The organism is Gilliamella apis, assembly GCF_030758615.1.
In the GTDB taxonomy this organism is placed as follows: domain Bacteria; phylum Pseudomonadota; class Gammaproteobacteria; order Enterobacterales; family Orbaceae; genus Gilliamella; species Gilliamella apis_A.
Map to the genome: position 1 here is coordinate 1,360,723 of NZ_CP132381.1, position 12,503 is coordinate 1,373,225.

The 12,503-nt window shown below is 34.1% G+C and carries 8 protein-coding genes, 2 tRNA genes and 1 CRISPR repeat array; of the genes, 7 read left to right on the top strand and 3 right to left on the bottom strand.

Annotation, left to right across the window (positions count from 1 at the left end; all coding sequences use genetic code 11):
* Positions 1 to 235: 235 nt before the first annotated feature.
* Positions 236 to 743: a CRISPR direct-repeat array (repeat unit 28 nt; unit sequence GTTCACTGCCGTGTAGGTAGTTTAGAAA).
* Positions 744 to 1,066: 323 nt separating this feature from the next.
* Together RAM17_RS12670 and RAM17_RS06215 are read left to right on the top strand one after the other, a co-directional pair.
* Positions 1,067 to 3,019, top strand: coding sequence for a PT domain-containing protein (locus RAM17_RS12670; RefSeq protein ID WP_181414672.1), 1,953 nt, complete (start codon positions 1,067 to 1,069; stop codon positions 3,017 to 3,019).
* Positions 3,020 to 3,175: 156 nt separating this feature from the next.
* Entirely contained in the window at positions 3,176 to 3,502 is a 327-nt protein-coding gene (locus tag RAM17_RS06215) for a hypothetical protein (RefSeq protein ID WP_110448009.1), read from the top strand.
* 389 nt (positions 3,503 to 3,891) lie between these two features.
* On the opposite strand, the gene fabB is transcribed toward RAM17_RS06215, so the two are convergent.
* Positions 3,892 to 5,103, bottom strand: a complete 1,212-nt coding sequence (fabB, locus tag RAM17_RS06220) for a beta-ketoacyl-ACP synthase I (protein ID WP_110448008.1) — start codon at positions 5,101 to 5,103, stop codon at positions 3,892 to 3,894.
* Between the two features lie 310 nt (positions 5,104 to 5,413).
* Here fabB and RAM17_RS06225 point away from each other — a divergent pair, with 310 nt between their 5' ends.
* Positions 5,414 to 6,679 carry a putative DNA modification/repair radical SAM protein gene (locus tag RAM17_RS06225; protein ID WP_110448069.1) on the top strand — a complete coding sequence of 422 codons (1,266 nt, stop codon included), beginning with the start codon at positions 5,414 to 5,416 and terminating at the stop codon, positions 6,677 to 6,679.
* 3 nt (positions 6,680 to 6,682) lie between these two features.
* Positions 6,683 to 7,480, top strand: a complete 798-nt coding sequence (locus tag RAM17_RS06230; RefSeq protein ID WP_110448007.1) for a TIGR03915 family putative DNA repair protein — start codon at positions 6,683 to 6,685, stop codon at positions 7,478 to 7,480.
* Between the two features lie 45 nt (positions 7,481 to 7,525).
* On the opposite strand, the gene RAM17_RS06235 is transcribed toward RAM17_RS06230, so the two are convergent.
* Positions 7,526 to 8,284: an MlaA family lipoprotein gene (locus RAM17_RS06235; RefSeq protein WP_110448006.1), complete on the bottom strand. Its 759-nt coding sequence runs from the start codon at positions 8,282 to 8,284 to the stop codon at positions 7,526 to 7,528.
* Between the two features lie 127 nt (positions 8,285 to 8,411).
* On the opposite strand from RAM17_RS06235, the gene RAM17_RS06240 reads away from it, so the two are divergent.
* Together RAM17_RS06240 and RAM17_RS06245 are read left to right on the top strand one after the other, a co-directional pair.
* Positions 8,412 to 8,483: transfer RNA gene (locus RAM17_RS06240), tRNA-Arg, on the top strand.
* Between the two features lie 183 nt (positions 8,484 to 8,666).
* Positions 8,667 to 9,488, top strand: a complete 822-nt coding sequence (locus RAM17_RS06245; protein WP_110448005.1) for a hypothetical protein — start codon at positions 8,667 to 8,669, stop codon at positions 9,486 to 9,488.
* A 768-nt stretch (positions 9,489 to 10,256) separates the two neighbouring features.
* Here RAM17_RS06245 and RAM17_RS06250 read toward each other — a convergent pair.
* A tRNA-Val gene (locus tag RAM17_RS06250) sits at positions 10,257 to 10,333 on the bottom strand.
* 291 nt (positions 10,334 to 10,624) lie between these two features.
* On the opposite strand from RAM17_RS06250, the gene recQ reads away from it, so the two are divergent.
* Complete coding sequence (recQ, locus tag RAM17_RS06255) at positions 10,625 to 12,454, top strand: DNA helicase RecQ (protein ID WP_110448004.1); 1,830 nt, start codon at positions 10,625 to 10,627, stop codon at positions 12,452 to 12,454.
* Positions 12,455 to 12,503: the final 49 nt, after the last annotated feature.

Consider the following 12,503-nt stretch of genomic DNA (forward strand, 5'->3'; position numbering starts at 1 on the left):
TATTTCATTATGAAGAAATGATTGACCATAGAGTAAATAATAAAGGTCGATTATAAAAAGTTTGAAGAACGGGTTTTTTGAAATCTAAAGACTCCTCATCACTAACCCTTTTTTTTGACTTAAAATAAAATGATTAAAAATCAAAACATTAAGAAGTTACTCAAAAAAAGGGTTTTTACTGGCAAAAATAGACTTTGCCTTTTTGCCAACAACATTTATAGTATATGGGATTCTAGTTCACTGCCGTGTAGGTAGTTTAGAAATTGTGTTACATTTCAAAATCATCAACAAAAACGTTCACTGCCGTGTAGGTAGTTTAGAAATCACCAATAATTATTGATTCGCCCACTCTCCTGTTCACTGCCGTGTAGGTAGTTTAGAAATGTTGCCGTAGCTTTACAAGAAAAATCACTTTGTTCACTGCCGTGTAGGTAGTTTAGAAATAAAGTTCGAGGTTAAGATTTATCGTGATGATGTTCACTGCCGTGTAGGTAGTTTAGAAAAACCGAAAACGTGACGGTTTGGGTTTCGAGTTGTTCACTGCCGTGTAGGTAGTTTAGAAAGTCGTCATTTTCTGCTATAGAAAGCGCTTTAAGTTCACTGCCGTGTAGGTAGTTTAGAAATTTCTAATTCAGCCTTTAATTGTTGTAATTCGGTTCACTGCCGTGTAGGTAGTTTAGAAATATACATGTATTATTCATAATTAATCTAACCCGTTCACTGCCGTGTAGGCAGTTTAGAAATGGTAATTACGTCATTGCTTGCAAGGTAGGTAGTCACTAAATTCACACAAACCACCTTGGAACGGTTTTTTATTGCTCTTAACCCTTAAATAACATACCATTAACTAAAAAGGGGATGGTATAAAAAAATTGCTCTTCTTATTATGTCTAATACTTTTATTTAACGAATCATGATTATTTATATTCAGTTATTTACATATCTTAACAAAATCAGCAAAACAAGAATTGCTAAAATTAATGAGTTTATTTATACTTTTCGAATATAATAAAATATATTTTTATTGAAACAAAACAATCGGATATCGTGACAAAGGATTGAAAAAATGTTAAAATACAGTTGTTTAGAGGCCAGCCAGCCAGCCAGCCAGCCAGCCAGCCAGCCAGCCAGCCAGCCAGCCAGCCAGCCAGCCAGCCAGCCAGCCAGCCAGCCAGCCAGCCAGCCAGCCAGCCATAATTTAGGATTATTTAGCCGACGAAAGTTAGGTTATTTATTTCAGAATCAAACATTATTTTTCTTATTTAAAGATTTATATTTTTTAAAATCTTATTCGATTAATTCAAATTCAAATTCAAATTCAAATTTAAAACAACGATTTTTAAGTTTAAAACCGATATTATTGTGGATATTGGTTCTAAGTAGTCTATTAAGTATTTCAACAAAATCAGCCTATGCATTAAATGCAAGTACTGCCAATGAAATTCATGGTAGTGCACCTTATCTTACTTATGATGGTGGTATCAATAAAGCAGATAGTCTAGAAAGTCTATTAGGAATAACTTTATCAGATGGTACCGTTATAACGGCTTTAGAAGATAAATCAAGCCCAACAAACCCAATAGAGTTGCCGAGTGCTTATGATACTTATGCCAATATTCAAACTATTGTTCCACTACCAAAGTCAGGTAATAATAATTATCCAACAGCCAATATCACAGATTTATTAAAAGCACCGTATAACTACTATGGTGATGATGATGGTGATGGTTATGATCAAAGTGGTAGTGTAATTGCTACAGCGAGTGGTCAGGTAAGTTTAAAGTGGGAAGTACTTAGACCTGGATTTAGTGATACCAACGCTAGTGATGCGTTTTATGATATTACTGAAACAGTGGGAAGTGAACCTAATACCTTAATTAATGCTTGTCATAAGCCATATCGTTTAACCATCAGTGCAAGTAATGGTGAGCTGAAGACTGCGTATGGCCAACCCAATAAGAGTGATTTTATTGGTGGCAGTCATAGTTACTATATCAAGGCGAATGGTGAATCGCCTGCAGCGTGTTTTGCCCAACCTAATTTATATTTTGATAATGCTTCTGTTGCTCCAACTAAGATAACTTATATGTTCGATAGTTTTAGATGGGATTCGGCCAATAATTTTTTTAAAAATAATTATAGAGGTTCACCAAGTAAGGGGTTTATCATACTACGAGCAGCTAACAGTGGGCATGATCCTTTGAATAATAATCATAACTACAGTAATTTTCCAACTACAGGTTCACATGGTTTATATTTTTATCTATTGCTAGAGGGAATTACTCCAAATGCTGTCGTATCAGCTAACGGTAAAACGGTGAGATCAGTAGAAGGTGGAACAGTGAGCTTATCGTTAAGTGCCGGTAATACAGAGCTATGGCGACATAAACAAAGTAATGTGCCTAATCCTTATGGAAAGATAGAACCAGCATTAAAAGTGACTTTGAATGGTCCTCGTTATAATTCAGCGGATAAAAGTTTTAGTCCGACGACCTTTAGAATATATGCCGATAGTGCTAAGCAGCGTTTATTGTATGAATTTAAATTAGAGCGATGGTATATCGCACAGCCAGATGTGTTATATGGTAATAAAACAACTGGTAACGGCGGTGTTATTATGGGGGATAAGGGCTTAGGATACCAGCAGCAAGCAAAAAATTATTGTTCAGGTCTAGGCAATAACTATCATTTGCCCAATGGGAAAGAGATATTTTTTATTGGTGATGGAGTTATTATCATAGGTCGAGAACCACACACTCGTAGTGTTGGTTATAATATTAATAATGAATTTAGAGGCGGAATAGTTAATGAATGGGGCTGTATTACTACTTCTTCTAATATATGTAATGGCTATCAAGGTTCTGATTGGAACTCTTATATGTATTGGACAACAGATGTTAGAGTAGAAGGTCGGAATAAGAGGAGAGGATTAATGGTTGATGCAGAGTTAGGTTTTAGATGGGCTTATGCTACAACCACAGATTCCATTGCTGCTGCAGCCGTCTGTGTAACGCCTTGATTTAAATTGATGTTATAAAAATCTATAGCTAAAACTTTGATGGCAAATGGAAAAAAGGATTCGAATCTTAAGGTGCTAAGCACTATAAGATTCGAAAAATTGTACAAAATACCATCATTTAATATATTGTTAATATAAGCACTTTGTAGTTACCTTATGGATATACAGCAGAAATTAAAACTCAGTCAACAAACAAACCAGATTAGTTTTATCAAAGATAGTGGACTATTTTGTGGTTTATACAATCAGTCAGCCTATATAGTTACTGAATTATTACATTATGATTTAAAGTTAAGAGCTAAAACGATAAAGAAAATCAATCATCAAGTTGTCATAAGTTGTGGTATTCCCATAACCAGTGTGACAAAGCGTTTTCCAAATTCGGTTGAAACTGAGTGGGGATTTCAATTAATAGGTGATTTTGATTTAAGCTGTTATTTACAGTGGCGTGAAAAAATAATATCTAACTTCATACTTAAATAAAATATTTGGAGAAGTGGGCAAAGCTAAAATATTATAATTCTTACCTCTTATTGCGCTATAGAAAAGTTATTAAAAAATCAATATATTAGGAGGGGCTCAAAAAATTTTTTTACTGGTAAAAATAGACTTTGCCTTTTTGCCAACAACATTTATAGTATATGGGATTCTAGTTCACTGCCGTATAGGTAGTTTAGAAAGATTGAAGAAATTCAAAATACTTTACAATCTTGTTCACTGCCGTATAGCTAGATTAAGACATTAATTATTTCTAAAAAGATTAGGAAAAATTTTTTAAAAAGCTAAAAATCCAAATTAATTATAGCGTTGTCAAATAAAAAAACCGTTCTAGTTAAGAACGGTTTTTTATTATTGGTTAGATAATTTAACAATTATGCTTGGTATTTTTTCATGACAATTGACGCATTAGTACCGCCGAAACCAAAACTATTAGACATTACTGTGGTTAATTCACGTTCAGTTGGCTCGGTAATAATGTTCATGCCTACTGCTTCATCTGCAAGTTCGTCAATATTGATACTTGGTGTAATAAAGCCGTGTTCAAGCATAAGTAATGAATAAATCAATTCTTGTGCTCCGGTAGCACTTAATGAGTGACCAGTCATGGATTTAGTTGAAGAGATAGCAGGGATGTTATCACCAAATACTTGTTTGATTGCCCATAATTCTTTGACATCACCAACTGGAGTTGAGGTACCATGAGTATTGATATAATCAACTGGTCCATCAAGATCTTGAATAGCAAGCTGCATACAACGCATTGCCCCTTCACCAGATGGCGCAACCATGTCATAACCATCAGATGTTGCCCCATAACCAACGAGTTCACCATAGATATGTGCACCACGGGCAAGAGCATGCTCAAGTTCTTCAACTACTACCATTCCGGCACCGCCTGCGATTACAAAACCATCACGGTTTTTATCATAAGCACGTGATGCTTTTTCTGGTGTGTCGTTATATTTAGTTGATAATGCCCCCATAGCATCAAATTCGCATGACATTTCCCAACATAGCTCTTCACCACCACCAGCAAACACGATATCTTGTTTACCAAGTTGAATAAGTTCAGCTGCATGGCCAATACAGTGTACTGATGTTGCACAAGCTGAAGTCATTGAGTAGCTAACTCCTTTAATTTTAAATGGTGTCGCTAAACATGCAGAAATTGCCGATGACATAGATTTTGTTACTGCATAAGGCCCAACACCTCTTAAACCTTTTTCTTTCATGCCGGCAACAACATTATATTGAGTTTTGGTTGAGCCACCATAACCAGCGATAAGACCTGTGCGTGGATTAGATACTTGCTCTGGGGTTAATTTTGCATCTTCGATTGCTTGTTGTAGCGCAAGATATCCATAAATAGAAGCATCGTTCATAAAACGGACGACTTTTCGATCGATTAATCCAGTTGTATCTAATTTGACATTACCACAAACATGACTACGCATTCCGCTATCTTTCATTTCTTGCGAAAAAGTAATACCACTTCGGCCTACTCTTAACGATTCTAAAACTTCTTTGGTATTATTCCCAATGCTTGAAAGAATACCTAATCCTGTAATTACTACACGTTTCATCTAATGCTCTACTCCTAAGTTAACTGGCTTCATATGAAAAATTGGTCTGATTATAGCGTACACTTGTAAGCTGAACAATACCCCCAGATTGATTTTATTTGTTAAGTTAATAAATAAAATTGGGATAACCGGTCAATAAATCAATCAATATGAATATATTTACATTCTATTAATGAAATTTTGATTAAATCAGTCTTAATCGCAAGTTTATTGAACAAAAATTTTTAAATTCGATCTGATTATTAACTTGCTAACGGCAATAAAATAATTATAATACTGTAAGTATATACAGTTGTTGGTGATAGTTATGATTCAAGAAAAAATGATCTCAAAGCTTGAGATCTTAGCCGAATCTGCAAAATATGACATTTCATGTGCCTCAAGTGGTACTTCACGCAGTAATAAAAATAAAGGTATTGGTAGTGCTTCTCGCTGTGGTATTTGCCATTCATTTACTGCTGATGGTCGCTGTGTTTCACTGTTGAAAATCATGTTAACGAATTATTGCATGTTTGACTGTGCTTATTGTATCAATCGCCAGAGTAATGATATTCCTCGTGCAGGATTTACACCAAAAGAGTTAGCGGAACTGACGATTGAATTTTATCGTCGCAATTATATTGAAGGGCTGTTTTTAAGCTCGGGTATTGTACGTAGTGCTGATCACACGATGGAAAAAATGATTCGTGTGGTCAAAATATTACAGCAAGAATATAACTTTAATGGTTATATTCATATGAAGGCGATTCCAGGTGCAAGTAATGAATTAATTCGTGAAGCAGGTTTACTCGTTGATCGAATGAGTGTCAATTTAGAGATCCCTACCGAGCGAAATTTAAAATTATTGGCGCCAGATAAAGATCATCAAACCATTTATCAACCAATGCGACATATTCAGCAAAATTTGCTAGAAAATATTGAAGATCGTAAAAAAATCAAATCAACACCAAAATTTGTTCCTGCTGGGCAAAGTACTCAGGTGATTATTGGCGCGACAGATGAAACTGATAATCAAATTTTACAGCTCACCGCCAAACTATATAAGCGACCAAGTATGAAGCGGGTTTACTATTCGGGATTTATTCCTGTGAATAGTTATGATAAGCGATTACCTGTTTTGCAAGAAGTACCAAGAGTGCGAGAAAATCGTTTATATCAGGCCGATTGGTTACTTCGTTTTTATGATTTTAGTGTCGATGAAATTGTAAATGATGAACATCCAGATCTTGATTTGACTGTCGATCCCAAATTATCTTGGGCGATTCGTAATCCACAATTTTTTCCGGTTGATATCAATCGGGATAGTTATCAAAAAATTCTACGGGTGCCAGGAATTGGCGTTAAATCAGCAAAATTAATTGTTATGGCAAGGCGACATCGAAAACTAAATAAAGAGGCGCTCAAACGTATTGGTGTGGTGCTAAAACGAGCGCAGTTTTTTATTATTTGCCATGAAATGAATACATTTAAAGTACTTGATTCATCCGCCGAATATATCCGTCTTAGTTTACAAGATTTGCCTCGTCTTGAAGTAAAACAACAAGCCCTTCCACAGCAACTAGTTATGGGATGGTAATTTATGCTGGCGTTCTATTATGATAAGTCTTTCGAAGGACTAATGTGTGCGGTGTTTGATGCATTTAAACTAAAAAAAATGCCTGAATGTTTATTAGCTGAGGGCGAAGATGTGCCACTTTTGGTTACTGATTTTCATCAAGTTGAGTATCGCAACAGTAAATATGAGCGTGTTTATACTGCACTGCAAAAAAAATTATCACAGATTGCGCTAAATCAACTCTTGTTTACTTGGCTATCAGAATTACCTGAAAGTGATTTAATTATCTTTCGCTATATTTGTAAAGTATTCAAGTCAACCAATTCGATTGAAACTGATTTTGCTGATGCGGATGTGTTAGCTGTTTATGATATAGCTAAAAAGGTAAATAAAGAAAAACATCATATTCAGCAATTTGTTCGCTTCAATAGTATCCAAAATCCAGCAAACAGTTGTGATAATAATGACAAAATTTACTTTGCGGTTATAGAGCCTATATATAACGCTTTACCGTTAACTACTCGATTTTTTAAAGATCGTTATGCCGATCAAAAATGGGCAATTTATGATGAAAAACGCCAATATGGTTATTTTTATGATTTAGATAAGATAGAGCAAATCTGGTTGAACGATAATGATCCTCTGATCGTTAATAAGCAAATTAACCAAGATTATCTAACTGATGATGAAAAATTGTTTCAAACCATGTGGAATCGTTATTGTCAGGCCTTAACCATAAAAGAACGAATTAATCCAAGATTACAAAGGCAAAATATGCCTAGACGGTTCTGGCACCATTTACCCGAAATGCAAGGCAAATAAAAAACGCCGAATAAATCGGCGTTAATTATTAATAAATCTTACTATTTATTGGGCATCAATTTCATCAAGAATGCCATTAATGCTTTGTTGACGTTGTTGTTCTTTTTGTTCATCAACTTTACCGCCAGAAGCATTAAAATCATTGCGCTGGAAGTAAGCATTACGCATAAAGTTGTATGGATCATCACTATTTTTAATTAAATCTTCATACTCAATAGCCACAGCACGAGCTTCAATGCCATCAAATACACCACGAACCAGTGCCCATTGCCAATCAATCCAGACAAGTGGTGGATATAAAGTATCAACCAGATCACCACCTTCTTGACGAAGTGTTGCTGAACCATAGAAAGGTAATACAACATAAGGGCCATAAGGGACATCGTAATGACCTAATGTATCACCAAAACCACGTTTAGGACCTTTTTGTAATTGAGGATCTGCCACACTTGCAACATCAAATAAACCGGCAACACCAAAAACAGTATTAATAAAGAACCTTGCTAAATGTTTCCCTGCTTCATGTCCTTCACCTTGTAAAGCACTATTTACCATCGATGCAGGTTCAGAAAGGTTAGAGGAAAAATTAACTACTCCTTTACGTACTGGTGTTGGAACATAATCTTTCCACGCTACGGCAGCTGGGCGCAAAATATAAGGATCAAGCGCATAGTAGTTAACATTAAACATTGTTTTATTAAAACCCGATAATGGGTCACTATAACTATTTGTTTCAGCCTGATAGGTCGCACAACCTGTCAACGCTAAAACCGAGAACATCATACCTATAATTTTTTTTCTCATAATGCTACCGAATACAAATGATAAAGTGTTGAATGTAACGATTGTATCATGTTTGCTTAAAATAGAAAATTTTTCATTATTTGATTGATATTGCCTTGGTAAATTTATTAGAATAAACGTCCTTGATGACCTCATAGTTAAATGGATATAACAAGCCCCTCCTAAGGGCTAGTTGTAGGTTCGATTCCTACTGGGGTCAAAGTTGTATTAACTTACTTATCTCTTTTCTTCCTCAATAAACCACCTAATTGTTCAATTTATAAAATTATTTTATTTCGCTTTAAGTGATAAGATTGTAAATAATATAGTAATATAACTCATTTAAATAATCATCCATTGAATGGCTTATGGAACAATTAACTAGATGGATTTAGGGAAGTTAATGGCTAAATATTATTGTTTATTAAAAGGTAGAGTTAATTATTTAACGGTATTCGAAAAGACTAAAACTAAAGTTGAACAGCACTCAGGCGATCTTACAAAAGCATTTATTGATGAATACGGTGGGTTCATTATGGCCATTTTTTTATTATTTTATACAATTATAAGAGACATGGTTGTTATTTTCATACCTTCTAAAACTCTACAAAGAAAACTTATTAAAGGTACATACTTTTATTGTTATGTTGGTAATATTAAAGTTGAAGGAAAATTAGAAGATATTATTTTTAAGAATGGCGACTATGTTGAAATGGTTGTCGAACAGACCGAAAAAAATAAGTATTTTGTTTATGCTGTGCGAATGCCCAAATACCATGCTTTGTTTTTTCCTAAAGGGAATTGTTCATCAACCTTAGAATTATTTAAGGGTTGTCTATTGATTTGTTGCCTACTGATATTTCCTTATATTGTTTTTATGATAATAGCTATTTTTGATGATGGTAGTGATTTTATTTTTATTACTCTGTTATTTTTGGTTATTTATGCTTCTTTTGTTGTTATCTGCTTTATTTTATTTGGTATGCGTTCTTCATTTATAAACAATCGAATCTATGCAACTTTAGGTTATCGAAATTCATGGCGACATATGCATGCTAATGAAGACTATGCTTTTAGAGAAATGAATCGTAAAAGAGATCCATTGTTGTTTGATGATCCACAAAGTCCTGAATTCAAAAAAAGAATAAAACCAAATAAGTCTTATACCTATTATGGACGGACGCCCCAATTACCCCAAGAAGTAAAAATTATTGACGAAAGCTAAATTGGAATAGGGGTTGGATTAGTAGAATTTAATTAATAAAAAAGTGAGGAAAGGGGTTTTTTGCGCATCTTTTTTTATCATTAAACTGTTTTTTGCATGTTGCAATATTGTTATTATCATTTAAGAAAATTTAGCTAATGCTCTTCCTATGATTTAATATATGACAGCATTTAATTTGTTTATATTTGCACAACTATTGTGTTTCGCTTTATGCAATTTATCGCGTAAATAATTTAATAACTGGTAGTAAAAATAGCAATGTTAAATCAACTAGTAGGTAATTTTGGTTTTTTTGCTATCAGTAAATGTTATTAATTGAGAAGCTGTAGGGTTTAGTTCATTTTGTTTATCAATTCCATTTTATCTATATTTGATTCGTTATCGCCAAACTAAATGCACACAAACTAGAAAAAAAAAGCATTGTGGTATTTATACGTATTTCATTTAGCTACTATCACACGATATTTAGAATCATTAAACTAATTTACCTCAGTTGACTAATTAAAAAAATAAAACAAAATTTTGCGGGAATTTAATGTTTAACGTTTTAAATACAAATTTTTGTACAATTGGGTTTATTTATCATAAATAAAAAATATTTTTATGTGAATTTGTGACATTAAATATTGGCAAGCAGATCGAAAATTTAGAAATTTTAATATTAAAAATACAAACTTACTGGTAGAGGTTTTACCCCTATTTTACCCCAGCGGTTTTTTAAAAGGTGATTTAAATTTGTTGTAATTCTTGTGGAATAAGGCTTTAAATTGGTACGCCCGGGTGGACTCGAACCACTGACCCCCACCATGTCAAGGTGATGCTCTAACCAACTGAGCTACGGGCGTACATTTGAAACACGCAAATATTAGCTGGCAAACTGTTTTGTTTCAAGTAAAAAAATCAAAAATAGCTGTTTTTTTAATCTTTTGAGTTTGTTTGTTGGAAAAACAGTCAATGTTATTAATCAAATAATATACAAAATCCGATTTTTACCAATTTTATTTCCCGATGATAATCGTTTAGGGATAGTGCAATTTTTTATGAATTGTAAATAAATGTAAATTCACGGTGGTTTGTTAATTTCAAATTCGTTATACTCCTTGAAAATAGATAAGGTATTACTGGTTTAGGTTAGTATGTCATTTAAAGATCAGATTGAAGACGTTTTACATAATGTTTTTGGGTACAAATCGTTTAGAAATCAGCAAAGAGATATTATCGAATCAGTTATTGCCGGACGAGATACTTTAACCATTATTCCAACAGGTGGCGGTAAATCGCTTTGTTATCAGATTCCGGCAGTAGTATTGCCTGGTACTGCGTTGGTTATTTCGCCACTTATTTCGTTAATGAAGGATCAAGTTGATCAATTAATCGTTAATGGAATTTCGGCGGCTTTTTTAAATGCGACTCAATCTCCAGAAGAGCAACAAAACATTATTGAACAGTATTTAAATCACACAATTAAATTATTATATATTTCACCTGAGCGACTGGCCGTGTCGTCCTTTTCTTCATTAATTACTGCTCATCCTCCATCATTAATCGCTATTGATGAGGCGCATTGCATTTCACAATGGGGGCATGACTTTAGGCCTGACTATCGTCAATTAAACCATTTATCATTGCGTTTTCCCGAAGTTCCAATTATCGCGTTAACAGCAACCGCCGATAAATTGACTCAAGCAGATGTGATTAATCAGCTTAACTTAATCGATCCGTTAGTGGTGGTGCGTAGTTTTGATCGGCCAAATATACGTTATACGGTAGTTGAAAAATTTAATCTTACTGAGCAAGTTGTCTCTTTTATTGAAACCCAAAAAGGGAATAGTGGTATTGTCTACTGTTCTAGTCGTTCCAAAGTTGAGGATATGACAACCAGACTGGCTGCGAGAGGATTCTCTGTCGTTGCTTATCATGCTGGTTTAACCACTGCTGAGCGTCAACAAGCACAAGAAAGTTTTTTGAAAGATAATGTGCAAATTATTGTGGCAACTGTCGCTTTCGGGATGGGAATTAATAAACCCAATGTCCGTTTTGTGGTGCATGCTGATTGCCCTAGAACGATTGAGGCATATTATCAAGAAACTGGTCGAGCAGGGCGGGATGGCGTTCCGGCAGAGGCTCTTTTATTATTTAATAGTAAAGATCTAAACTGGTATCATCGCCAAATTGCTGATAAACCAGAGAATAAACATAAACAAGTTGAGTTACATAAGATTCAATCCATGGAGTCATTCGCCCAAAGTATGACTTGTCGGCGTACCGTATTACTTAACTATTTTGGTGAGAATAGAACCGAACCTTGCAACAACTGTGATATCTGTCTTTATCCACCCGAGCATTATGATGGATTAATTGATGCACAAAAAATACTTTCTTGCATATACCGAGTTGAGCAACGTTATGGTGCTCAATATGTTGTCGATGTGTTACGTGGTTCTTCTCGCTCACAAATTAAAGAAAATGGTCATGATAAATTATCGGTTTATGGAATAGGAAAAGCGCATTCTTCTGATTATTGGCTTAGTGTAATTAGACAATTAATTTATTTGGGATATGTGAGTCAAAATATTTCCACCTTTACTACGTTACAATTGACCGAACAAGCACGTGCGATTCTTAAAGGTCAAGTCGCTTTATCTTTAGCAAAACCACGTTTAGAAATTGTGAAGAAAAGTCGCTTAAATCGTTATGCTCGAGCGATTAATTTAACCACGATATTATCTTATGAAGAACGAATATTATTCAATAATCTTAAGCGGTTACGCAAAGAAATTGCTGATATGGAGGATATTGCCCCTTATGTTGTATTCAGTGATGCAACCTTGCTTGAGATGGTGCAAATCAAACCTGAAAGTAAGAAACAACTTATTAATGTTACTGGTGTTGGTAAAATCAAATTAGAAAAATATGGCAATCTTTTCTTAGACGAAATTAATGATTTTATGATAAAAAACATATAACAATGTTTAAAATATTATCTATAATAGCCATTTTTATATCATTTTAATT

What these genes read in the sequence shown, in the direction of transcription:
- RAM17_RS12670 (WP_181414672.1), top strand. Translation starts at nt 1,067, where the DNA reads ATGTTAAAATACAGTTGTTTAGAGGCCAGCCAGCCAGCCAGCCAGCCA.
- RAM17_RS06215 (WP_110448009.1), top strand. Translation starts at nt 3,176, where the DNA reads ATGGATATACAGCAGAAATTAAAACTCAGTCAACAAACAAACCAGATT.
- fabB (WP_110448008.1), bottom strand. Translation starts at nt 5,103, where the DNA reads ATGAAACGTGTAGTAATTACAGGATTAGGTATTCTTTCAAGCATTGGG.
- RAM17_RS06230 (WP_110448007.1), top strand. Translation starts at nt 6,683, where the DNA reads ATGCTGGCGTTCTATTATGATAAGTCTTTCGAAGGACTAATGTGTGCG.
- RAM17_RS06235 (WP_110448006.1), bottom strand. Translation starts at nt 8,284, where the DNA reads ATGAGAAAAAAAATTATAGGTATGATGTTCTCGGTTTTAGCGTTGACA.
- RAM17_RS06245 (WP_110448005.1), top strand. Translation starts at nt 8,667, where the DNA reads ATGGCTAAATATTATTGTTTATTAAAAGGTAGAGTTAATTATTTAACG.
- recQ (WP_110448004.1), top strand. Translation starts at nt 10,625, where the DNA reads ATGTCATTTAAAGATCAGATTGAAGACGTTTTACATAATGTTTTTGGG.